The following is a 21,179-nucleotide window of genomic DNA, read 5'->3' as shown; positions in this document are numbered from 1 at the left end:
TCGGCAAATTAAGGTCTTTTGATCAAAATGTCTTCGCGGCGATTGGCCATTGGCAAATCCGCCGCCTGAGGCACCACCCAGCCGTGAAAACCTTGGGCTCGAACTCGCGCTAGTATTGCCAGAACCACCGAATCGTCCATCGCGCCGGGATCCAAAGTATTGAACGTCACCGTGGGCGTTTCGTCCTTTCCGACATAGGCTTTATGGCAAGCGATACCGGCACTGCTCGAGAAAAAACGCTTGCGCATGGTTGAATTGGGAATATCGCCTAACAGTATTTCTCCGCCTTCCGATAATAGCGATAAGGATAGGTCAACAAAATTCCACAAATTGCCTTCGAGGAAAATATATTGGATGACGCTATAACAGATGATGACATCGATGCGCCCGGTATATTGCGTAAATAAAGCCGGTAAATTCGGATAGCAGCCGGGGTATTTAACCGTATTTGGAGCATCCGGCAGCAAATCCAGCATTTCCTGGCTATCGGCCAGCAATAGCCGATGGTCTTGGTCCGCGCACAGTTTTTCCAGAAGCACTGGCAGTTGACTGCAGCCCGGACCGATCTCCAATACTGTTTTGCCGCGCTGCCGCAGATTGAGCAGCTTGTTGCATACGTCGGAAAAAATCAGCGGTTCCTTGCCTTCGCGGTAACTGTCCGGAAAGCCGACTTTCTCGTGTCGGCTTAATTGGTCGGATTTCGCCAATTCGCGGAATTTATCGAAATTCAAGTTTTCAAACAGATTATTGTCCGACATGGCTATCCTGAAAAATAAAGCAAACCGCCGGGAAAATCATTGCCGGAATCCCGAATAAAGCAAGCTATAGGCTATTTCCGGACGGTAGGGATTTAATGATGGAATATCCTGGCTACCCATCTGCGCGCCACCTTGCGCCAATTGCGAAACGAATAGGCTTTCACTGTGGTAGCGTTCGAAATACGCTCGGCTCTGTCGAGATTGATCCAGCCAGAATGACTCGTCCATGCGTTGAATGATGTCGTCCAATTTGTCCAGAGAATCCCAGGTGGGTGCCCCCGGATAAATTAAGTCGGTGCTGCCCCATAGCCGGTCGCGCGCATTTTGGTGAGCCACTATCGGGATTCCCGCCGCCATCGCGTCGATAATCGCCTTGCCGCCCGACAACGGTAATGTTGGGAGATAAATATCGACTTCCAGTTGAGTCAATATCTCCGGTAGATTCGGCGCGGGGCCTAAGTAAATAAATCTTGAATCGGCTAGCCCATTCCGACTCAGTGTATTATAAATATTCTGTAAATACTCGTCACTCAAATGGCCGATATGAAAATGAATGGCGTCGTGGTGTAACAATACATGCAGAATGACTTCCAGGTAATCGAGATGATAAGGTAGGCTTTTGAGTTTATGCAAGCCGCCGCAAGAAGCGGTTTTCAGTCGGGGGGATGCAAAATTCCTTTGAGCGTTTAGATGATAGGCAAAGCCTGCGGAACTCAGGCATAAATAACGGTTTTGCTGGATGTCGAATTCATTTCTGCAGCGTAAAAAGCCGACATTATGCAAATCGATATGGTGCGCACCCTCCAAGTAACAACCTAAGGCTGGATAATGGTCGCAGTGGTGCATAAAAAGCACTGTTTTATCGGTATCCGAAGCGATTGCCGCCGTGGCTACCGCGTCGTAACCGTGCGACAGCATGTAAACGGAATTGGTGTGAGGGTTGGCTAACGCGGTCTGCACCGTGCGCAATTTATCCAGAAAACTTTGGTTGTCGGCATTAATGAACCCAATTAGATTGGACTCGTCCAAGATAGTCGCCATCACGGGCTTCTTGCGGTTATTAATATTACTGGCAACTAGTAATATTGGCAGTTGGCTTGTCCGTATAATATCGCGAACTATTTCCAGATGCCCGCCTAGGCAGTACAGTTCGGTAACCAATATTATATGATGAGGCTCGTTGGGTAGTTCCTCGGCTTTGGTTAGCAGCTCGAAAGCTGACAAGCGGCCGACATCTTGACACATTTGGTCGAATTTCGAAGAGACCAAGTGTAGGCCTTGCATTGGTTGAGAGCTTCCTAGTTCGATGAAAAACTGGGTCATCGATTGCAGAAATTGTTCGAGATCGTTTTTTCTTATTGCCGCTTGCTGTGACCGGATAAACTGTTGAATATCCTCAACCATTGATCATTCCTGCTGTTTTGAAAATTGGAAAGTTATTGTCTTAGCTGGGTGTATATTATCCGGAAATCAAATTCGCCGGGAATACCGGAGAATATCCCAATTCTAAAATCCACGGCATGAGTAGTTGATTAATCGTCAGTGCCTCGTCTTTCGAGTAGCTAATGCTATGACCGCGCGCATCCCGAGATTTTTCGTAGGTTGAAATGGTTTCGGCGACCGATGCGATTGCCGGAGAGGGAAACGGTTCAAGATCCAGCTGATTCGCCAATTGATTCAGCGTGCCGCCGAGCGTTTCCGGGTTCGCTAAATCTTCCAGTCTGACCTCGATAAATCGGGGGGATTTAAGCAACTCTCTCCGTTTAAGCACTAGCGCGGCAATCATGTTCTCGAAGCGTATCGCAGCTCTGGCAACTTCGGTGGATATCCAGCCCTTTTCCATCAGGCTCCACATAATCATGCGCGGGTCTCGAATCAGGTGGACAAAATAACAATCCGGATAAAGCTCTCGCAGAAACTCCAATCGCCAAAAGTTTGCCGGCGTTTTTTCCACCCAGCCAGCCTTATCGGAAATGGTGGTGGCATGGTCGAAAGTATAGGCAATAAAATGCCGCATCGCGTTGAGTACCGGCTCTCTTTGCGGATAAAAGTTTCGGCATAACACCATTTCCAGCAAACAATCGACGGCTCCTTCGTAGTGCTCGAAAATATCCGATGAAAACCTCGCTTGAGCTGTGAAGCTCTCCGAGGGTTCGACGCCAGTTACTAGATTACGCATCAAATGTTCAAAGCGTTTAACAGCCATGGGCGTGCCCGCGGTCGAAAAATCATCGGTAATCGCCTGTATTAGGTCGTAAAAACCGTCGTTTTCAACCAGAAATTTGGTTTCAATCGGTACGGCATAGAGGGCGCCATGTCGATACAGTGCATTTAGTGTAATGGTAGTGCCCGAGCGACCCATGCCGCCAATAAAAACACGTTTCATTTGGTAGTTTAAATGGAATTGATTGTAAAGCCAGTAATTGATAGATCAGAGTGAATTCTATCAATTAAGGATAGTCGGCTGCTTGGACTGACGTTTTTCACGTTTTCCAGACGAGTTTGCGGAGTTGGTTAAATTGTTTATATGGTTTCTTAGATCGCTGATATTCACGATCATGTCGTCATGCACGCCTAATTCGTGGGAGCCGTCCAGTCTAAAGCATTCAAAGAAGACCAGTTTTAATTTCGCTATTTGGGCCATTTCGGCAAGATAGAAATAGTTGCTGTTCTTATAACCATTCACTAAAACCACGACTATCGTTCCAGGGCGGCAAAATACCAGATTCGCTTGAGCGGCCCCTGCTTCCGAGACAATGATTTTAGCATTAGAAAATACGCGGATTTGTTCTTCGAACGAAGCGCGGCCAGGGTCGAAATCCCAAAAACCCTCGCGGATAAGCATTTCACGGCAGAGTTCGCGGTTCACTAAACGGCGAAATTCGACGTTAGTGCGAGTAATTAATATCCGCTCATATTTAGCAATGCCTTGCATGGCATGATCGGCCGCGAGTTCCTTTAATAACTCGACGGCTGTGGGCGAAATTAAAATGTCACTTTTTTTAGGTAGCTGCAGGGTGCGAACCGTATTGATCGATAGGTCCGATACCCAATGGAGTTTTCCAACCTTCACCGAGGCATTTCGCGCAACCTTGATGACTATGGCGTCGTTTCCTAAAATTAGACGGATGACGGCTTCCTGAAGTTTGCCAATTTTTTCATCGATTAAAAAAGTAGCATTACAAGCGAGTCCATTCTTTCTGGCTAATAAGTATCGGGGTAGAACCTCAATTATCCAATGGAAGTAATTGTGACCATGATCGTGCATGAGCGAAAACGCTTCGGGTACATACAAGTCCGTGTAAGTATATTTTACCGCGCAAACATTATTGACGGCATGAAGTATGTAATGGCATTTAATTTCGGAAGTGTTGTCGGTAGTATCGTCAAGATGGTCGTAAAGTAAATCGTGGCTATTAGCGATGATCATGGCGCTACCGCCAATTAGTACCACGTTTTCCAATATACAGTAATACGGTGTCGGTAGCGGGTGAATTTCAACTTCGCCAATGGTGTTGTTAGGCCGATTCAGAAAATGCGGGTCTGGGACCGAAATGCTGGATGCCGCGGAAAGCTTTTTAACAAACCAGCGACGATTTTGAGAAAATTGAACTATTTTGTGTATTTTTCCAACGACGTATACACCTTCGCGCCAGTTATTCAGGTGCGGCATGGGTAAGAAATAGTTGAAAAAATAGTTATAGCAAAGTGCGGATGCTCCAAAATATCCGCAGGCGGAGAAGGCAATTGCTAGAGCCAACCAATAATTATTGCGATAGGTTTTCGGTACAAGGCCTTTTTTACTGGCTTCGTCGAACAGGGCTTGCAATAGCGCGGGGCCGTTTTTAACCTCGAAACGCAGTTGCCGGTCGAGCGAGTTGTCGCATGCAATATTGAACCTCGACAAGATATTCCAAGTGAGGGTTTCGCTATCCACGTTGTCGTTGAAATTGAACGGCAAACGATTTTCGCGGATGCCGTTCAATATGAAGTGTCGGAAATGGTTTTGCGTTACATCGGGGTATTGCTTTTTGTAGAATTCCTCGTCAAAGCCCAAAATGTCCCGAAGGCTCGTTTGCGACGACAGTAATCGCGCTTGCTGTTCTTGAGCTGTTTGAGTATTTATCGACCAAGGGAAACGGCCTTCGTACATGCCTTGGGTAAGAAAGTGGATCAGAGGATCGGTTTTCGTATTGGCGACATCGGGGAACTTCTCTAAATAAGCTTTTTTATCGAATACCAATAATTTCTCAATGACAGCTAACTCTTCATCGGTGTATGCGCTTATGTCAAAAAAATTTTTATACATGGTATTGGATGGTGTTTATCGAATACTAATTCTTGAGTTAGGCTTTTTTATTGTTTAAATGACTTTGCCGCCAAGCAAGAACCGAGTCGGCGGTTTCCCAGCGGTAGCCTAATAAGCCCGCGAGAAAAGGGTCGTCTTTGAAGCGGCCGTTCATCATGCGCGAGAAATTAATTTGCTGTTGAATAATGGGCAGGGTGTAGAGATTGTTAATGGCTCTTCTAACATTAGGCGATACGTTAACCCCGGCGCGGTGGTAAGCGAGCGCGTCGAATATTACGGCATCGCCTGGGTCCGCTATGATTTGAATTTCATGCTTTTTAGCGTACTCGTCCGAAGGAAAAGGCTCATGGAGATGGGAGCCGGGCAGGAAAAACGTGCCGCCGGTCGTCGCGTTAAATGGATCGATACAGAATAGCGATTGCAACGCAATCGGACGAGAAATCGTAAAGTGTTGATATTGCAGTTCGCGATGCCAAGCAGTTTGATAAAGAGTATCGTCGGGTGGGTTTAATATACCGACTTGGGAGGAAAGGCTAATATTGTTGCCTAGCGCCTTTTTAATCACCGGTAAGATTTTTTCATTACAGGCAATTTTATGCAGAAAAAAATCGTCGTAGGCCAGCATGGAGCGTACGATATACCGATCTTTTAGAGCAATCAGATTGTCTAGCCCGAATTCGTCGACTTGCTGCTGATAGATTTCGTCCAGCTTTTGCCGGGTATAATCGACTTCTTCTACCGTTAGAGCGGATTTTATTACCGAGAAGCCGTTTCTAGAGACTTCTTCCAAGTGCATTTCGATATCGGTCTCGTTTTTATGGCGTTCGTATACGCCGTGAACGGCCAAATTGAGTTTTTCTGCTTCGGCTCTCATTATATTGTCCTCGATTAATGGGGATTCAAGTTCTTCGGAAACAAACGGTTGTGCTTGCTTCCAAGTTTAAGTCCGCTCTAGAGTTGAGTTGGTGGTGCGATAATCCACGATAGATTCAAGCGCTTTTAAATTGACGCCATGATTTTGGTGGTCCACTTGTGCAAACATTGCTCAAGATCATACTGAGTCACGATAGTTTTTCTGGCGGCTTTGGAAAGCGAGTTGGCTTTTCGTTTGGGTAGGCTTAACGCTTCGACCACTCGGTTGACCAAGCCCTCTTGATCAAAGAAATCGAACAACAAGCCGTTTTTGCCATCCTGAATCAGTTCTCTTACCGGTGCGGTATCGGAGGCAACGATGATGGGGCCCGTCGCCATGACTTCCAGCAGCGACCACGACAATAAAAACGGATAGGTTAAGTACACATGTACTTTCGAGAGTTGTAAAACGTTACGGTAATCCGCCTTGGCGAGGCGGCCGAGGATGTGAACCCGGTTCGGGTCCAAGTGGGAACCGACTTCCCGCATCAGCATGGCCAGCCAGGAGTCGTGGCCGTGGGGACCGGGACCGTAGCCGCCGGTTTCACTACCTATGATGATGACGTGCGCGTCGGGTCGACGCTTCAATAGTTCCGGGAGGGCACGCATAAAGACATGAAATCCGCGCGTGGGCTCAAGATAGCGGGCGACAAACGTGATGATCTCGTCTTGTCCGCCAAGCGTTATGCCCTTGTTTGGAATCGTCAGGGTTCGAGTGGCATCTGGGCTAAAGTAGTTCGTGTCGATACCCTCATGAATCACGTCGATTTTGGATTGAGCCCAAGCGGGGTAGGTGCTCCGCTGCCAATGGGTCGGAGAAATCCCGGCATCGATGTCGTGCAGCGCGTGCAGATTGACGGTATTTTTCAAGCGCAACTTAGCGAGCTTTTCGACATCGTCGGTTTTGAATTCAGGATCGAAATTAAAGTCCTGGCCGGTCGCCGCGTAAAAATATTCTAAATATCCCAAGTATTTTGCATGGGGCCAGATATCGCGCAACAACAGCGCCTCGCCCCAGCCGGGATGCACCATCACGATATCGGGCTGGAAACCTTGGCTTTTTAGCAGGTCGGCGGCCTTGGCGGTGGCTTCCGCTCGCAGAATTTTGGCTTCCCATTCGCTCATCAATGGATGAATATCCGGGTTGCTACTGCGAGACGGAGTGTATGCGATAGTACTGATGTTCGCGATTTCGACATTCGGCGCTTGGCGAATCGCCATGACTTGATTTTTTGTGTCGTTGGCTAAATGCGTGGCGATTTGCAGGAATTGGGCTGGAAAATTTTGATGAATAAATAGGATTTTCATAGGAAAGGACAGTTGGGGCTAGCGATGCCGGCGAGTTCGAGGCGGAAATGCCAAGCCATCGTGCGAATAGCGGTCCAAGTTAAGATTGTTATTATAGTAGGGGTCGAAAAACAGTCGGTTCGCCCAGCGTCCGCGCAATGCCGATTTTTCCTTCTCCAGTCGGGCGCGTTTTTCCGGCGTATCGTCCCGTCCTCGACTGGCCGATTCCGCATGCCATAATTTGGCTTCAGGCGTCCAGACGATTTTTTTGCCCGAGTCTCCAAGCCGCAAACAAAAATCCACGTCATTGAACGCTACGGGGAACGCCTGGGCATCCAGGCCGCCCAATGCCAAATAATCCGATTTTCGGCAGATTAAACAGGCGGCGGTAACCGCGCTAACTTCGCGGATTAACTGATTATAGCCGAAATATCCCAAATCGGATTCGTCCCACAAGTTGCCGATATGGCCGGCTAAACCGTGTAATCCCAGCAAAACGCCGCCATGTTGGACCATGCCGTTGGGCCATAACAACTTTGCGCCGACCGCGCCGATGTCCGGCCTTAGCAACTGGGTAACCATGTTTTTTAACCAGTCAGCATGGATCGCCTCGATATCGTCGTTGATTAAGCCGATTATTTCGCCTGTTGCTAGGGTAACCGCATGGTTATTAATCGCTGAGTAATTGAAGCGATGCGGGTAGGGAATGATGCGAATGCCGGCTTTTTTAAGTTGGGATAAATACTTGAGCGTCGCCTTATCTTGCGAGTCGTTGTCGACGACGATGATTTCCAGATAGGGGTAGTCGGTTTTCTTTAAGCTCTCGATACATTTTTCCAGCAGGATTCGATGATCGCGCGTCGGAATGATTAGGCTGGCCGTCGGCCAGATTTCCGGTTGCCGCCAGCGCATTACTCTGAACGCGTTCTCGGCGATCCGGGTTTCGATGCGGCTGCCTGGCGCGATTGCGGGCAGGCACTCGGCGACCGCCTCGTCCAATGCTGGGGAGAGACTGGCTTGATGACGGTGGTATAACACTTCCGGCAGGTGTTTGATCGCCGACGCGGTTCGCTCCCGGTCGGGAAGCGCGCGGACCGCCAGCCACGGCCAGCACTCTGGGTGATCCAGCCACACCGAATCCAGCGGCAGTAGCCCGCTTCGCACCGCGAATAGATGCTGAAGTAGGTCTTGGCTCAGGAACAAATTCAGGTCCCAGTCCGGCTTGAACCAGGGTTCGATGGTCGGCGGCTGACGATGCAGCAGGCAATCGCTGTAGGCTATCCGAACCGCCGGATCGGCGAACGTGCTGCCGATTCGGGCTAGCGCCGATTCCGGCAAAGTGTCGCCCGCCTCGATAAAGCTCAACAAGCCGTCGTGTTGGCTTAATTTATGTCTGATGGCTTCGGGCCACGCTCGGCTATCGACCACGGTCAGACGGGAATCGGTGGAGTTGCCTTGGCCCTGTGCCAATACCTCGAAACCCTGCCAGCTTTGCGCAGACAAACTATCCAAGGTTTTTTGCAAATCACCGTCGCCAAACACCACGATCAATAAGTCTTGTTGGCAGTCGATCGGCGTCCGGATCGCTTCAGGCTGATAGCATGCGGCCCAATCCGGATACGCCGAAAAATCCACCGACATCGGCAAATAATCTCGGTATTTTAAGAACTGTTTCGCGAGCAGGCGTCGTTGATCAGGCAACAACACGGGGTCCGCCTCGACGAGTTGCTCCAGTAATTGCGGGGCCGTGGCCACCGTGAATGGGCTGCCAGGCAGGTTTTGGCCTTGTTCGTTCAATACCCGGACTTCGTGGCTGTCGCCGTCGGCATAGGCAAACGGCAGGGTGTAACTAAAACCGTGCCGGCCGTTGCCTAAACCCATCTCGATCAAATCCGTCCGCCGCTGATCGGCGTGGACCTCCCCGATCAATTTATCGTCCACGAAAACACTCAGGCGTACCGCTTGATCCGGTCTGGCGGAATTCCAGGCCCAGCCGGTGAGTTTCAATCCTCGTGTATTAGCGACGCTGCCGAGCAGTGTCGAGGTCTGTCGATTTTGGGTTCGGTTCAGATAAATAGTGCCGTTCAGCCAGAATTCGCTATTGGCGACTTTGGCGCGCAAGCGACTAATGCCGCGCAATTTCGAGACCGGTAATGCGACGCGAAAGCCGTAGCAACCATCCCCGATGGTCTGCGATTGCGGTATCCAAAAATGAGCGTGGATTAGCGCCAACGGATAGTCGTCGCCATGGATTTCGACGACGACGCGTTCCTGTAACCGCGTGGCGTCGCAGACCCAGCCCGACAAATAGCCGTCGCTGAAATCGGTTAATTCGCCTTGGAAACTCATGTCGGGTCGTTCATTGCGAAATAACGGGATGGGCGGAGAGTATGGCGTTCAGCCAATTTTCGGCCGTCGCGTCGGGAGCCAACGGTATGTCGCCAGCCGTTGGGTCCAGTAAATCGGCATAAGTCCCGATGGCGGGCGCGGCGATTGGCAGACCGCAGGTTTTTGCCAGCCGCCACGCTATGGGTTCGATTTGCGGCCAGCGGCTGGCGTCGAGTATTAACGAGCACCGATGCAGCGCGAGCATCCTCGGAATTTCCTGGTAAGCGAGCGCGCCGACCACCCACGCCCGGCCGGTTGCCAGTAGCGCGCCGTCATCCACGCTTTCGCCGAATACGATCAATTCCGCATTCAGCCGCCGAGCCGCCAGCCATCGGGACATCTTCAAAAGCGCTTCGAAATCGTCGCCACCGGGCGCGGCCTGTATGACGGCGATGCGCAGGTGTCGGTCCCGAGGCAATGGAGGGATGTTTTCGGCGGTGTCGCGATCGCTTGCCCTGTTTGGGGCTCGGTAGCGAAACCGCACTTCCGGAAAACGCCGCCGAAAACGGTTTAACCCGTCCCTCGACGCCAAATAAACGCCGCTGGCGTTTGCCAGCAATTGCCGCGAACCCTGGCGCAAATCCGCTGGACTATTCAGGTCGGGCAGTCGGCTGCCGTAACGATCGATACATTCGACGCAAGCGGTGATGTTCGGAGGATCGCCGCAAAACGCCGCGTTCGGTCGAGTCAGCGTGATGCGGGGACAATACGCGGCATAATCGCTTAAAAAGATCCGGTAGGGAATAGCGAGTTCGATCAGCCCCGGCCCTATTTGAAAAGGCCAATCGGCCAAATTGTAAATATCGATGCGGGCGAGGTTCAGCCGGGACAGGTCTTGCCACAGTGGCTGCTCATCATCCGGCCAGCGGTAGTGCAACGACAGCGGCGTTTCGGTTCGAGTGCTTTGCAAGGAGAGGGACAGTGCGCCGTCCGCCGCGCGCGACGCCTGCAGGGTAAACGTGGCGGTTTGGCTTAGGCCTTGCGCCAACCATTCTCCTCGCAAATCGTCGGGCTGGGCGGTGGGCAGTAGGGCCAACTCCGCGCGTTTGCCGGACCGCATTGGTAAAAATTGCCGCTGCAAGGCTAGCCGTATCGGCCGCAACGGATCTTCCGATAGGAAGCGGTCGTATTGATCCGAATGGTCCGGGTATCTAGCGTAGATCTTGGCGACATTCTTGGCCGCCAGATCGGCTTTTTCAGTCCCGAAAGACACGCTACCGGCGTGACCGACGAACACTCGCGGCGTGCAAACGTTACGCCAACCCCGCCGTTCGGCGCGTAGGCAAAACTCGGTGTCTTCCCCGTAACCGCGTTCGATCATGCGGCTATCGAATCCGCCGGCTTCGGTTAGACATTGGCGTTTGATGTATAAACAAAAACCGACGCCAACCGGAATATCCACAATGCTGTCGGCGGGCAGTTCGGCGAAGAGACGATCCAAACGTTGCAACACCGCCGGCTTGGGCAAGGCCCAAGCGCGCATCGGCGTCGGGTAGCTGACCAGTTCGCCGTTGTTGCTGAATGGCGTGACGGTGCCGATATCGTTGGCCAGATATGCGGCGTCGCGCAAGCGGTCCAGCCAATCGCCGTGTACCACGGTGTCGGCGTTGAGCAGTATCGCATCGCGATGCGGGCCGAGCCGTAGGCCGCGATCGACGGATTGGACGAAGCCGGCGTTGACGGCTTGTTTTACTAGTGTGATACGGCCTTGGTCCGCCAGTTTGCGCAAATAAGTTGCCAACAAAGGATCGGGGCTTGCGTCGTCGACGACAATCAAGCGGTAGGCGGTGCGATTGGCGGCGGTTAAAACCGACTTCAGACAAGCCTTGGTTTCCGCGTAACCTTTATAGACCGGCACGATCACGTCAACGGCGCCGTCTTGCTCCGCTATTGTCAAAGCGGCATCGCCGCTGGACGCGACATCGGACGCGCCGCTGAAAACCAGCGGCGACCCGGCCAGATCTTTATTCGCCAAATGGACCCGGATGTGTCGGGGGCGATTGGGGAGTTTAAAGGAAAATCCGTCGCGTTCGCCGCCCAAGCCGTTCCGGTTTAACAGCGGGGTCGCCAGAAACGGTTTCAGCGTGTAATCGATGCCGTCGAGAACCACGCTGAGCGGCGGTTGCCGCTCGGCGTTCAACAGCCAACCGCTGAGGGTTTCGCCGTCGAAGCGGCAAGCGCCGACCGGTGCATCCTTGAATCGGGTCAGAATCCGCGCCGCCCGTAATACATCCACCGGTTGATCGTGTCTGGCCAAGGCCGCCCAGGCCAGCTGCCGCGAAGCGGGGTTGGGCGGCAGGGGATGCGCTTCCAGCAGTTCCAGCAAATACGCGATCAACGTGTCATTGTCCGGAAACCGCCTTCTCGCGTTGAACAATAATTCCACCGCGGCATTGGGTTGTCGGCAGTGCTCGAGCGCCTTGGCTTGCAAAAGCGTCAAATCGACCGACTTAAGTTGGTAGACGCGCGTTACTCTGTCGATCAGTCGCCATGCGTGGTAGGGGTGGCCGCTGCGCAACAATCGGGCGGCGGTATCGACAAAATCGAGGGTATGCGACGGTTCGCCGCCGACGGTTCGGTCGCGGTCATCGAGGCCTATCGCTTCGGCGGAAAGCAGGGGCAGTGGGGTTGATCTCGTCAAAACAGGCCGGGACTTTTTTGGGGGCAAGGCCGACGCAATCCGACCTGCGCCAATGTAGGCAAAAAATTCGTCAGGCAAAAAAAAGGTGCCGAATGTTCGGCACCTTTCAATGGGGTTTTAATTAGTCGGAAGCGTCATTACAGGCTATCCAAGAAATTTCCCAGGCCGGTCAGACTGATATTTTCGGCGTGCGCATCGCTATCGAAATTACCAATAAAGCGCTCGACATTGCTGATGTCCAAGGTCGTGCCATCGGCCAGAACCACGGTAGCGGTATTGGCCGCGGTGTCGACCGAGCCGCTGGTGATGTGTACGCCGAACAAATCGAGTACGTCTCTACCGGCGCCGCCGTCGATGGTAATCGTGGTCGAGTCGTCGTTGATTTCGCTGGATTGGACGACGATTTTATCGTTGCCGGTACCTGCGTCGACGATATCGCTGCCGTCTCCGACCGTGATCGTGTCTGTGCCGGCGCCGCCAAAGATCGTATCGTTGCCGGTGCCGCTGATGATGCTGTCGTTGCCGTCGCCGCCGATCAATACGTCGTTGCCGCCGCCGCCGGTAATTTTGTCGTTGCCGCTGCCGCCATCCAGATAATTGTTGCCTGAGCTGCCGATTATGCTGTCTTTACCGGTGCCGGAGACGATCGTGTCGTCGCCAAGGCCCGTGACGATGGTATCGTTGCCGGTGCCGGCGGTGATACTGTCGTTTCCGGCGCCGCAGAGGATGCTGTCGTTACCGGTGCCGCTATCGACGGTATCGTCGCCGTCGCCGGCGTCGACGATGTCCTTGCCGTTGCCGCTGACGACGCTGTCCTCGCCGGCGCCGCCTTTAACGGTGTCGCTGCCGGTGCCGCCAATGACGGAGTCGTTACCGTCGCCGCCTTGAACGTTTTGAGCAATGCGGCCGGAATACGTCAGGAAGTCGTCGCCCGCGCCGAATATCACCGAGCCTCTGAACAGGCTGGACAGGTCAAGGGTGACGTTGGTTTGGGTCGAGAAAATCAGCGCGTTCATGTCTCGAATCACCGAGCGGCTTAAGCCGTCCAAGCTGAAGTCGCCGCCGCCTTGAATCCAGACCACGTCCGAGCCGGATGGAATTTGGTCTACGAGACTGGTTTCCGGATCGACAATGACACTCAAGGTGTCGCCACGCTCTCTGTCCAGCGCGGATAAAAACGCTCCGTCGACAAGACCGGAATCTTGCAATTCGGTCAATGCACTGGTGCTCTGGTCGTTATCGTAATTTGAAGACATTCGTTAGCCCCTTGTATTTTCTTAATAATTAGGCTGTCGCATGGCGTGCATTAAATCGCTACTACCGTTAACGGCTTGGCTGGGCCGTGGTTCCGGGAGTGCACTGTCTAACATTCCTAGCGAAACAACTGTGCAGGCAGTATAGATTCGCTTTTTTTTTTTGCAAGGCGATGCCAAATTTTTTTAACGGCCATCGCAAATTCGGTGTCGAATCTGGTTAGCCGAATTTAGGCTGGCGTTAGCGCGAAAGCCGGTGTCAAAGGGCTGAATCGTTTGGTGCGCATACGAAGCGGTGGTTTGGTTAGGCACCCCGGCTTGGGTGGTTTCGCAGATTATATTGCTTTGCGTCCGTTTAGGCGCGCCGAGGTGATTGGCGCGTCGGGCTACGCCGGTCCGTTGATGATTTTTTTGATCAAAGTGCTCCGCGATAAGGCACGGCGAAATGGTTTATCATGATAACTCACCGAAAATTTCAGAGGCTCCAATGCGCCAGCTATTTCGCTTGATCCTTATTTTGTTCGCGTCCGGACTCGTTCTGGCCGAACCAGCGCCGGATGAATTGGCGCCTGTGCCGGAGCCACCCGATTTGCCGATGCCGATTCAGTCGGGTGAAGAAATGGCGCCGGATATTACGATCACCCGCAAGGGCCGGGACATCATTCACGAGTATCGCCGTAACGGCAAATTGGTCATGGTTAAGGTGCAACCCGATGTTGGGCCGCCCTACTACATGCTGGACACCAACGGCGACGGGGAAATGGACGTGAAGAAAAACGATTTGGATAAGAACACCAATGTCAACCAGTGGATCTTATTCGAATGGGATTGACGGCCGGGGTGGTCGATGGCGATTAGGGTGGCTGCCATCGACAATCGCTGAACGCGGTGTTATTCGCTCACTTTTAGCAGCCAGCCGCCTTCCGCATCGCATTTGCCGGCCTTAGCCTTGGCGGTGACCGAAATCCGGACCGCCGCATTTTTCAGATCTACGGGAAGATGACCTTTGACCCAATAAAAGGTGTCTTTGTCCTCGATTTCGACGTCGACCGGTTGTTGCCGGATGCTGACATGGATGTGGCCAGGGCCGTTGCTTCCCGATACCGCGAACGAAAATTCCGCGCCAGGCGCGACCGTTGCCAAATGTTCGGGGTGGTAACGAGTGATTTTTGCCTTGATGCAGTTGTCTCCGCCACCGCCGCCGGCCGAGCCGCCGCCGTGCCCGCCGTGGCTTTCAGTGGATTGCGACCAAGCCTGCTGAGTGATGCCGGTCAGCGCAAGAATGGTGAGTAACTTGGGGATGCGCATGGGTGTTTCCTCATGTTCTTATTGTCAAAGTGTCCAGATTATAAGTCCGAAGCCCGGAAGATTGAAATTCGGGCCTATGGCGCCGATGGGCTTGGCATTGAAGTCCCGGGTGCTTTTGATTACATTGGGCGCGAGTCGGTTGATTTGCGAATTTATAACAATAGTAAGGGGAGGGGGTATGTTGTTTTTGGCGAAGTTGTGCGGCATTTTGACGTTGATTTGGTTTTACATGACCGCGAAAAATCACGGCGGTCCTTTGTTGAACTGGCCGATTATCGGCTTGATTGGTTATTGGCTGACGTGGTGGCTATCCAAAATGCTGATTGTCGTGCCTTTGGCCGGCATGGTGCCTAAGCATTCGGTGGTCGAATTCCTGCTCACCCAATTGCCGGTGTTGTGCTCGTTGGCGGTCTGCTATTTGATTCGAGGCAAGCTGATCGCCAGTTTGTCCGCGGTCGATAAATAACTGTTTCGGTGTCGAAAACTGTTTTAATCACCGGTGCGGCCCGCCGCATCGGTGCTGCTTGCGCCAGTTCCTTGCACGAAGCCGGTTGGAATGTCGTGCTGCATTATTACCGGTCGGAAGCCGCCGCGTTGGAGCTCGCCGGGGCGTTAAACGACGTTCGACCCGATTCGGCCTTCACCGTAAAGGCCGATTTGGCGGAGGCGGATCAGCGCGGCAACCTGATCGAGTTTGTCGCTGATTTGGGTGGTGTCGATGCGTTGGTGAACAATGCTTCGGCGTTTTTACCGACGCCGTTCGGAAGGGTCGCGGAAAGCGATTGGGACGATTTGATGGCGGCTAACCTGAAAGCGCCGTATTTTTTGTGCCAGTCGCTGGCGGCGGGTTTGAGGCGCCGGCGCGGCAGCATCGTCAATATTGCCGATATACATGCCGAAACGGGTTTGCCGGGCTATTCGGTTTACAGTATCGCCAAAGCAGGTCTGGTAGCGATGACGCGCTGTCTGGCCAAGGAGTTGGCGCCGGAGGTCAGGGTGAACGCGGTCGCGCCAGGGGCGATTTTGTGGCCGGAACAAACCGGATCCGAAGCGGCCCAAGCCGAAATTCTTCAGCGGGTGGCGTTAGGTCGGCGTGGCGACCCGGACGATATTGCCGGGGCGGTCCGGTATTTGCTGACCGCGGACTACGTGACCGGTCAGGTTCTGACGGTGGACGGCGGTCGCGGTTTGAATCGTTGAGTTCAGTATTCCGCCGGGCCTAGTTTGGTTTGGCTGGCTAGCGTCTTGTCGAAAGCCTCCCACAGTTCGCCGAAACGGCGGCCGCAGACCGGGTGGGTTTCGTTAGGCGCGATTTCGGCCAGTGGCTCCAGCACGAAGGCGTAGCGTTCGATTTCGTCTCGGGGAATTCGCAGGCGGCCGTCGCTAATTATGTCGCTGCCGTACAAAATCAAATCCAGATCCAAGGTTCGGGCCGAGAACTTTTGGCTGTCGCGGCTGCGGCCGTGATCCAGTTCGATTTGGCGGAGCAGTTTTGCCACCGCTTTAGCCGGAAGGTCGGAGTCGAAGCTGGCGACCAGATTGTAAAAGCTATCGCCGCTGAAGCCGACCGGTTCCGATTCGTAAATGCTCGAGACCGTCAGATCGCCAAACTGGGCTTGCAGCGCCCTTAAGCTGGACGGGATGTGGACTTCCTTGTCGATGTTGCTGCCGATGCTAATGTATCCGGTCGGCATGGTCTATCTCTGGCCTCGTTCTATTACGATGCCGACGTCGCGGGCTCGGCTGATCGCGCCTTTTTTGTTAAGAGTAATGCGTACCCAGGGAATGGGGAATTCGCTGCGCAGTAGTTTGGCGATTTCTTCGATCAGAGTTTCCACCAGAAAGAACTCGCTGTCTTCGACGAAGGCGACAACCCGGTCGGAAACGGTTTTATAGTCCAGGGCATGGGCGATATCGTCGCTGGCGGCGGCGGGGCGGATGTCGAAGCCCATCTCGATATCGAGCACCACTTTTTGCTTGATTTTTCGCTCCCATTCGTAAATGCCGATCAATGTATCGATCTCAAGACCGCCTAAAAAGATGATGTCCATCGTTGCTTTCCGGTTATGATATTTTCTTCAAAGCGGCCAGTATCGAGTATCCGGCCGGCCTACACAAGTATCGAAACGAGGTTGTTTGAATGATGGAATGGTTGCTGGTGCCTTTTGCTTATCTGACCGGGTCGGTATCCAGCGCGATTATAGTTTGCAAATTGATGGGGCTGGCGGACCCGAGGGAGAACGGATCAGGCAATCCCGGTGCGACCAATGTGATGCGGATAGGCGGTAAGAAGGCCGCGGCGATTACGTTGGCCGGCGACGCCTTGAAAGGCTTGATTCCGGTGCTGATCGCCAAGGCGCTCGGCGTAGACACGATGGTGCTGTCGGCTGTGGTGTTCGCGGCGTTTCTCGGTCACTTGTATCCGGTCTTTTTCGGATTCAAGGGTGGAAAAGGGGTGGCCACGTCGCTGGGCGTGACCTTGGGTGTTGCGTGGTTATTGGGGTTGGCGGTTTCAGGTACTTGGTTGTTGGTTTATAAAATCGGTAAGATTTCGTCGTTGTCGGCGCTGGTCGCCGCCATATTGACACCATTCTACGTCTGGTTGATCGTTGGCGACGTATACTTGATTGCCACTTTCGCGCTGATTTCCTCTGTGTTGCTTTGGCGGCATCGCAGCAATATTCAGCGTTTGCTGGCGGGTCGGGAATTCTGATCGCAAACGCTTAGATCGTTAGCAATTCTTCCATCGGCCAGCGCGGCCTGGCGAAAATCTCCAGGTTTTGGTGCTGGCCAGCCAATAGGCGCTGGCAACCCGCGTAAGCGATCATGGCGCCGTTGTCGGTGCAAAACTCCGGCCTTGGAAAATAAATGCGGCAGCCGGTTCGGTCGGTTAGCGTTTGCAATTGAGCTCGAATCGCTTGGTTCGCGCTGACGCCGCCGGCGACGACCAGGGTTTTTAGCCCGGTTTGCTGCAATGCGCGCCGGCATTTGATCTGCAAGGTGTCGGCGACCGCTTGTTGAAAGGCGTAGGCGATGTCGGCTTTATCTTGCTGGGTTTGCTCGGTAGCGGCCAACGCGTTCATCGTGAAAGTTTTTAGGCCGCTAAAACTGAAGTCCAGTCCGGGGCGATCCGTCATCGGTCTTGGAAACTTGAAGCGCTCCCGGCCAAAAGTCGCCAGTTCGGCCAACTTGGGTCCGCCCGGATAAGCTAGGCCCAGCATTTTAGCGGTTTTGTCGAAGGCTTCGCCGGCGGCATCGTCCAGTGACTCGCCCAGCAGCCGGTAGCGGCCTATCCCTTCCACCTCGATTAACAGCGTGTGGCCGCCGGAAATCAACAGAGCGACGAACGGAAACTCCGGCGGTTCCGCCTCCAGCATTGGCGCCAGCAGGTGGCCTTCCATGTGATGAACGGCGATTGCAGGGATTTGCCAGCTCCAGGCCAGGCCGCGGGCTGCGGCGGCACCCACCAGCAAAGCGCCCATCAGGCCGGGGCCGGCTGTATAGGCAATCCCGTTAATCGAGTCAGCTGATAAATTGGCTTCTGCCAATACGCACTTGATCAGCGGCACCAGCTTGCGGATGTGATCTCTGGATGCCAGTTCCGGAACCACGCCGCCGTATTCGCGGTGCGTGGGAATCTGGCTGTGCAAAGTGTGGGCAATCAAGCCTCGATTCGAGTGATAAACGGCGACAGCTGTTTCGTCGCACGAGGTTTCTATCCCTAAGACATACATTAGTTTTTGAAGAAATGGAAATTGTCGGTATAATCGAACGTTTCACATGGGTAGCATGCCCTAGGCTTCAACCAGATACTAACACAATTCGGATTATTGCTAATGCCTTCAGTAAAAGTTAAAGAGAACGAACACTTCGATATCGCGATTCGTCGCTTCAAGCGCGCTTGTGAAAAAGCCGGTGTATTGGCCGAGGTTCGTCGTCGCGAGTTCTACGAAAAACCGACCACCGAGCGTAAACGCAAAGGCGCCGCCGCTGTAAAACGTCATTTGAAAAAGCTGGCTCGCGAGCGTTATGCGCTGAAAAATCTGCGTCGCGGTCGTCCGCAAATTTAAGTCTGGCCATGGATGCTTTAAAGGAGCGTATCAAGGAAGAGATGAAAGCCGCGATGAAAGGCGGCGATAAAGCCAGGTTGGGCGTGATTCGTCTGATTATGGCCGCCATCAAGCAAGTCGAAGTCGACGAGCGGGTTGAGCTGGGCGATGATCGGGTGTTGATCGTGCTCGATAAAATGCTCAAGCAGAGGCGCGAGTCGATTCGGCAATTTCGCGATGCCGGGCGCACCGACTTGGCGGAAATAGAGGAGGCCGAAGTGCTGGTTATCCAGGATTTCTTGCCGCAGCCTTTAAGCGATGACGAAATCGATGCGTTGGTCGCCGGTGCGATAGCCGAAACCGGTGCGGCAACGATAAAGGACATGGGCGCTGTTATGAATGTGCTCAAGCCCAAAATGCAAGGACGTGCCGACATGGCTCAAGTCAGTGCGAGAATCAAGGCTCGGCTGACTGCGTAATCCTTTGCGGCGGTAATATGTCCGGCAGGATACCCCGCCAGTTTATCGACGATTTGTTGGTCAGGGTCGATATTGTCGACCTGATAGACTCCCATGTTCCCCTCAAGAAAACGGGCTCGAATTTTGTAGCCCGTTGTCCGTTTCACACCGAGAAGACTCCCAGTTTTTCAGTTAACCGCAATCGGCAGATTTATCACTGCTTCGGTTGTGGTGCCAGCGGCAACGCCATTAGTTTTTTGATGGATTTCAGTCATCTCGGTTTTGTCGAGGCAGTCGAGGATTTGGCGGCATTTGCCGGTGTCGAGGTGCCGAGGGAGTTTCAGTCGTCCGATGCGACGCAGTCTCGCAATCTTACTTCCGTTTACGAGGTGCTGGAAAAAGTCGCCGGGTTTTACGTCGAGCAGTTGTGCAATAGTCCGGAGGCGGGTCGGGCTGTCGAGTACCTGCGTGCTCGCGGGGTTGGTGACGATGTGGCCAGGACATTCATGCTCGGTTATGCGCCGGATCGCTGGGATGCGTTGCTCGGGCGGCTCCCTCGCGAAGCCTTGATCGAAGCGGGTATGTTGGTCGTTAAGGACGATGGCAAGGCTTATGATCGTTTCCGGGGGCGGTTGATGTTTCCTATTCGCGACAAGCGTAAGCGCGTGATCGGATTCGGCGGACGAGTTTTGGATGACAGTCTGCCTAAATATTTGAATTCGCCGGAAACGTCGGTGTTCTCAAAGGGCAGAGAGTTGTATGGGCTCTGCGAACTGTTAAGCGAGAACGGCAAACCCGAGCGGATTCTTGTGGTCGAGGGCTACATGGATGTGATCGCGCTCACTCAATTCGGTGTGGTGAATTCCGTGGCCGCGTTGGGTACGGCGCTATCCAAGGCGCATGTCGATTTATTATTTCGATATACCTCCGAATTGGTCTTTTGTTTCGACGGCGACAATGCTGGCCGTCAGGCGGCTTGGAAGGGGGTTGAGGCGGCCTTACCGTGCTTGCGGGACGGAAGGCAGATTAAAATTATGTTATTGCCTCAAGGACATGATCCCGATTCGTTGATCAGGGCTGAAAATTTATCCAAATTCATGGAACGAATTGCAACGGCGCGAGTCCTTTCCGACTACTTGTTCGAGAATGTCACCGATGGGCTCGATTTGGCGACCGTCGAAGGTCGTTCGGGGTTGGCGAGCAAGGCGAAGCCTTTGATCGACAAGGTGCAGCCGGGATTTTTCAAAGACATGATGTTGGCTCGGTTGTACCAGTTGTCCGCGGTGGAGCTTGTTGAAAACGCGGCTACACTTAAAACGACGATGCCCAATCCCGTAAGGCGGGGTGGTGGCAAGCAAATGAGCTTGGCGCGCAAGGTGATTGCTTTATTGTTGCAATATCCAAATGTTGCCAAGGCTGCTGAGATTCCGGATGAATCGTTGAATGGGTTGGATTTTCCTGGTGCCGAGTTGCTGCGTGATCTGTTGACGACGATTGCGCTTGAAAAACCCGGAAGCAGCGCCATTTTAATTGAACGGTACCGGAATACTGATCAGGAAAAAATCGTCGGTGCTCTCGGAGTTGTCGATTTGGGTTTGCCGGAGGGCGGTGAAGTTGCCGAGTTCGAGGGGGCGCTGCATCAGCTTGTGAAACAAGGACGGACTCTGTTGTTGAATCGGCTGATCGAAAAGGAGGCCAAAGAGGGCTTGAGTGACGCGGAGAGAGAGCAGCTGCGCGGTTTGTTGCGGGAAGGTTGATTCTCTCTGGAAGCCTAATCGTATGATGCGCTGTAGCGCTTAAAAACGGATCGGGGAGT

20 protein-coding genes are annotated in these 21,179 nt (G+C 53.2%); 7 read left to right on the top strand and 13 right to left on the bottom strand.

The features are described from left to right. Positions 1-8: 8 nt before the first annotated feature. From ACQE3E_RS20200 to ACQE3E_RS20160, 9 genes are all read right to left on the bottom strand, one after another. The gene (locus tag ACQE3E_RS20200) at positions 9-758 is read right to left on the bottom strand and encodes a hypothetical protein (protein WP_064031728.1); all 750 of its coding nucleotides are present in this window, start codon (positions 756-758) and stop codon (positions 9-11) included. Positions 759-794: 36 nt separating this feature from the next. Then, entirely contained in the window at positions 795-2,162 is a 1,368-nt protein-coding gene (locus ACQE3E_RS20195; RefSeq protein ID WP_427500996.1) for a hypothetical protein, read from the bottom strand. Between the two features lie 55 nt (positions 2,163-2,217). Next, on the bottom strand, positions 2,218-3,144 hold the full coding sequence (locus ACQE3E_RS20190; RefSeq protein ID WP_313730512.1) for a sulfotransferase family protein: 927 nt from the start codon (positions 3,142-3,144) through the stop codon (positions 2,218-2,220). A gap of 60 nt (positions 3,145-3,204) precedes the next feature. Beyond that, a complete protein-coding gene (locus ACQE3E_RS20185; RefSeq protein ID WP_313730513.1) occupies positions 3,205-5,067 on the bottom strand; it encodes a glycosyltransferase family 61 protein in 1,863 nt (620 codons plus the stop codon). A gap of 37 nt (positions 5,068-5,104) precedes the next feature. Then, positions 5,105-5,863 carry a phytanoyl-CoA dioxygenase family protein gene (locus ACQE3E_RS20180; RefSeq protein WP_168032843.1) on the bottom strand — a complete coding sequence of 253 codons (759 nt, stop codon included), beginning with the start codon at positions 5,861-5,863 and terminating at the stop codon, positions 5,105-5,107. A gap of 203 nt (positions 5,864-6,066) precedes the next feature. Beyond that, positions 6,067-7,287, bottom strand: a complete 1,221-nt coding sequence (locus ACQE3E_RS20175) for a glycosyltransferase (protein WP_427500995.1) — start codon at positions 7,285-7,287, stop codon at positions 6,067-6,069. A gap of 18 nt (positions 7,288-7,305) precedes the next feature. Beyond that, positions 7,306-9,615 carry a glycosyltransferase family 2 protein gene (locus tag ACQE3E_RS20170; protein WP_427500994.1) on the bottom strand — a complete coding sequence of 770 codons (2,310 nt, stop codon included), beginning with the start codon at positions 9,613-9,615 and terminating at the stop codon, positions 7,306-7,308. A 10-nt stretch (positions 9,616-9,625) separates the two neighbouring features. Continuing rightward, positions 9,626-12,295 carry a glycosyltransferase family 2 protein gene (locus ACQE3E_RS20165; RefSeq protein ID WP_427500993.1) on the bottom strand — a complete coding sequence of 890 codons (2,670 nt, stop codon included), beginning with the start codon at positions 12,293-12,295 and terminating at the stop codon, positions 9,626-9,628. A 137-nt stretch (positions 12,296-12,432) separates the two neighbouring features. After that, entirely contained in the window at positions 12,433-13,551 is a 1,119-nt protein-coding gene (locus ACQE3E_RS20160) for a calcium-binding protein (protein ID WP_313730519.1), read from the bottom strand. A 484-nt stretch (positions 13,552-14,035) separates the two neighbouring features. On the opposite strand from ACQE3E_RS20160, the gene ACQE3E_RS20155 reads away from it, so the two are divergent. Further along, positions 14,036-14,380: a DUF2782 domain-containing protein gene (locus tag ACQE3E_RS20155; RefSeq protein ID WP_064031719.1), complete on the top strand. Its 345-nt coding sequence runs from the start codon at positions 14,036-14,038 to the stop codon at positions 14,378-14,380. A gap of 59 nt (positions 14,381-14,439) precedes the next feature. Here ACQE3E_RS20155 and ACQE3E_RS20150 read toward each other — a convergent pair whose 3' ends face one another. Next, on the bottom strand, positions 14,440-14,856 hold the full coding sequence (locus ACQE3E_RS20150; RefSeq protein WP_064031718.1) for a hypothetical protein: 417 nt from the start codon (positions 14,854-14,856) through the stop codon (positions 14,440-14,442). A gap of 178 nt (positions 14,857-15,034) precedes the next feature. Here ACQE3E_RS20150 and ACQE3E_RS20145 point away from each other — a divergent pair, with 178 nt between their 5' ends. Together ACQE3E_RS20145 and ACQE3E_RS20140 are read left to right on the top strand one after the other, a co-directional pair. Next, the gene (locus tag ACQE3E_RS20145) at positions 15,035-15,322 is read left to right on the top strand and encodes a hypothetical protein (protein ID WP_313730521.1); all 288 of its coding nucleotides are present in this window, start codon (positions 15,035-15,037) and stop codon (positions 15,320-15,322) included. A gap of 8 nt (positions 15,323-15,330) precedes the next feature. After that, entirely contained in the window at positions 15,331-16,056 is a 726-nt protein-coding gene (locus ACQE3E_RS20140; RefSeq protein WP_313730522.1) for a pteridine reductase, read from the top strand. 2 nt (positions 16,057-16,058) lie between these two features. On the opposite strand, the gene folK is transcribed toward ACQE3E_RS20140, so the two are convergent. Both folK and folB read right to left on the bottom strand, forming a co-directional pair. Then, positions 16,059-16,550, bottom strand: a complete 492-nt coding sequence (gene folK / locus ACQE3E_RS20135; protein WP_313730523.1) for a 2-amino-4-hydroxy-6-hydroxymethyldihydropteridine diphosphokinase — start codon at positions 16,548-16,550, stop codon at positions 16,059-16,061. Between the two features lie 3 nt (positions 16,551-16,553). Then, the gene (gene folB / locus ACQE3E_RS20130) at positions 16,554-16,907 is read right to left on the bottom strand and encodes a dihydroneopterin aldolase (RefSeq protein ID WP_064031714.1); all 354 of its coding nucleotides are present in this window, start codon (positions 16,905-16,907) and stop codon (positions 16,554-16,556) included. A gap of 89 nt (positions 16,908-16,996) precedes the next feature. Between folB and plsY the strand changes: the two genes are divergently transcribed. Next, positions 16,997-17,569, top strand: coding sequence for a glycerol-3-phosphate 1-O-acyltransferase PlsY (plsY, locus tag ACQE3E_RS20125; protein ID WP_313730524.1), 573 nt, complete (start codon positions 16,997-16,999; stop codon positions 17,567-17,569). A gap of 10 nt (positions 17,570-17,579) precedes the next feature. On the opposite strand, the gene tsaD is transcribed toward plsY, so the two are convergent. Next, complete coding sequence (gene tsaD / locus ACQE3E_RS20120) at positions 17,580-18,590, bottom strand: tRNA (adenosine(37)-N6)-threonylcarbamoyltransferase complex transferase subunit TsaD (protein ID WP_313730526.1); 1,011 nt, start codon at positions 18,588-18,590, stop codon at positions 17,580-17,582. A 102-nt stretch (positions 18,591-18,692) separates the two neighbouring features. Here tsaD and rpsU point away from each other — a divergent pair, with 102 nt between their 5' ends. From rpsU to dnaG, 3 genes are read left to right on the top strand one after another with little or no spacing between them, the layout of a single operon-like run. Then, positions 18,693-18,926 carry a 30S ribosomal protein S21 gene (rpsU, locus tag ACQE3E_RS20115; RefSeq protein ID WP_020483611.1) on the top strand — a complete coding sequence of 78 codons (234 nt, stop codon included), beginning with the start codon at positions 18,693-18,695 and terminating at the stop codon, positions 18,924-18,926. An 8-nt stretch (positions 18,927-18,934) separates the two neighbouring features. Then, positions 18,935-19,384: a GatB/YqeY domain-containing protein gene (locus tag ACQE3E_RS20110; protein WP_313730527.1), complete on the top strand. Its 450-nt coding sequence runs from the start codon at positions 18,935-18,937 to the stop codon at positions 19,382-19,384. A 17-nt stretch (positions 19,385-19,401) separates the two neighbouring features. After that, positions 19,402-21,120 (top strand): DNA primase, encoded by a 1,719-nt coding sequence (gene dnaG, locus ACQE3E_RS20105; RefSeq protein WP_313730529.1) that lies wholly within the window; start codon positions 19,402-19,404, stop codon positions 21,118-21,120. Positions 21,121-21,179: the final 59 nt, after the last annotated feature.

This window comes from Methylomonas sp. MED-D (assembly GCF_050276835.1).
GTDB classification, from domain to species: domain Bacteria; phylum Pseudomonadota; class Gammaproteobacteria; order Methylococcales; family Methylomonadaceae; genus Methylomonas; species Methylomonas koyamae_A.
This window is presented reverse-complemented; position numbering and strand designations above follow the sequence as displayed.

Bases quoted from the DNA above. Each gene is read 5' to 3' on its own strand.
- ACQE3E_RS20200 (WP_064031728.1), bottom strand. From the start codon at position 758: ATGTCGGACAATAATCTGTTTGAAAACTTGAATTTCGATAAATTCCGC.
- ACQE3E_RS20195 (WP_427500996.1), bottom strand. From the start codon at position 2,162: ATGGTTGAGGATATTCAACAGTTTATCCGGTCACAGCAAGCGGCAATA.
- ACQE3E_RS20190 (WP_313730512.1), bottom strand. From the start codon at position 3,144: ATGAAACGTGTTTTTATTGGCGGCATGGGTCGCTCGGGCACTACCATT.
- ACQE3E_RS20185 (WP_313730513.1), bottom strand. From the start codon at position 5,067: ATGTATAAAAATTTTTTTGACATAAGCGCATACACCGATGAAGAGTTA.
- ACQE3E_RS20180 (WP_168032843.1), bottom strand. From the start codon at position 5,863: ATGCACTTGGAAGAAGTCTCTAGAAACGGCTTCTCGGTAATAAAATCC.
- ACQE3E_RS20175 (WP_427500995.1), bottom strand. From the start codon at position 7,287: ATGAAAATCCTATTTATTCATCAAAATTTTCCAGCCCAATTCCTGCAA.
- ACQE3E_RS20170 (WP_427500994.1), bottom strand. From the start codon at position 9,615: ATGAGTTTCCAAGGCGAATTAACCGATTTCAGCGACGGCTATTTGTCG.
- ACQE3E_RS20160 (WP_313730519.1), bottom strand. From the start codon at position 13,551: ATGTCTTCAAATTACGATAACGACCAGAGCACCAGTGCATTGACCGAA.
- ACQE3E_RS20155 (WP_064031719.1), top strand. From the start codon at position 14,036: ATGCGCCAGCTATTTCGCTTGATCCTTATTTTGTTCGCGTCCGGACTC.
- ACQE3E_RS20150 (WP_064031718.1), bottom strand. From the start codon at position 14,856: ATGCGCATCCCCAAGTTACTCACCATTCTTGCGCTGACCGGCATCACT.
- ACQE3E_RS20145 (WP_313730521.1), top strand. From the start codon at position 15,035: ATGTTGTTTTTGGCGAAGTTGTGCGGCATTTTGACGTTGATTTGGTTT.
- folK (WP_313730523.1), bottom strand. From the start codon at position 16,550: ATGCCGACCGGATACATTAGCATCGGCAGCAACATCGACAAGGAAGTC.
- folB (WP_064031714.1), bottom strand. From the start codon at position 16,907: ATGGACATCATCTTTTTAGGCGGTCTTGAGATCGATACATTGATCGGC.
- plsY (WP_313730524.1), top strand. From the start codon at position 16,997: ATGATGGAATGGTTGCTGGTGCCTTTTGCTTATCTGACCGGGTCGGTA.
- tsaD (WP_313730526.1), bottom strand. From the start codon at position 18,590: ATGTATGTCTTAGGGATAGAAACCTCGTGCGACGAAACAGCTGTCGCC.
- rpsU (WP_020483611.1), top strand. From the start codon at position 18,693: ATGCCTTCAGTAAAAGTTAAAGAGAACGAACACTTCGATATCGCGATT.
- ACQE3E_RS20110 (WP_313730527.1), top strand. From the start codon at position 18,935: ATGGATGCTTTAAAGGAGCGTATCAAGGAAGAGATGAAAGCCGCGATG.
- dnaG (WP_313730529.1), top strand. From the start codon at position 19,402: ATGTCCGGCAGGATACCCCGCCAGTTTATCGACGATTTGTTGGTCAGG.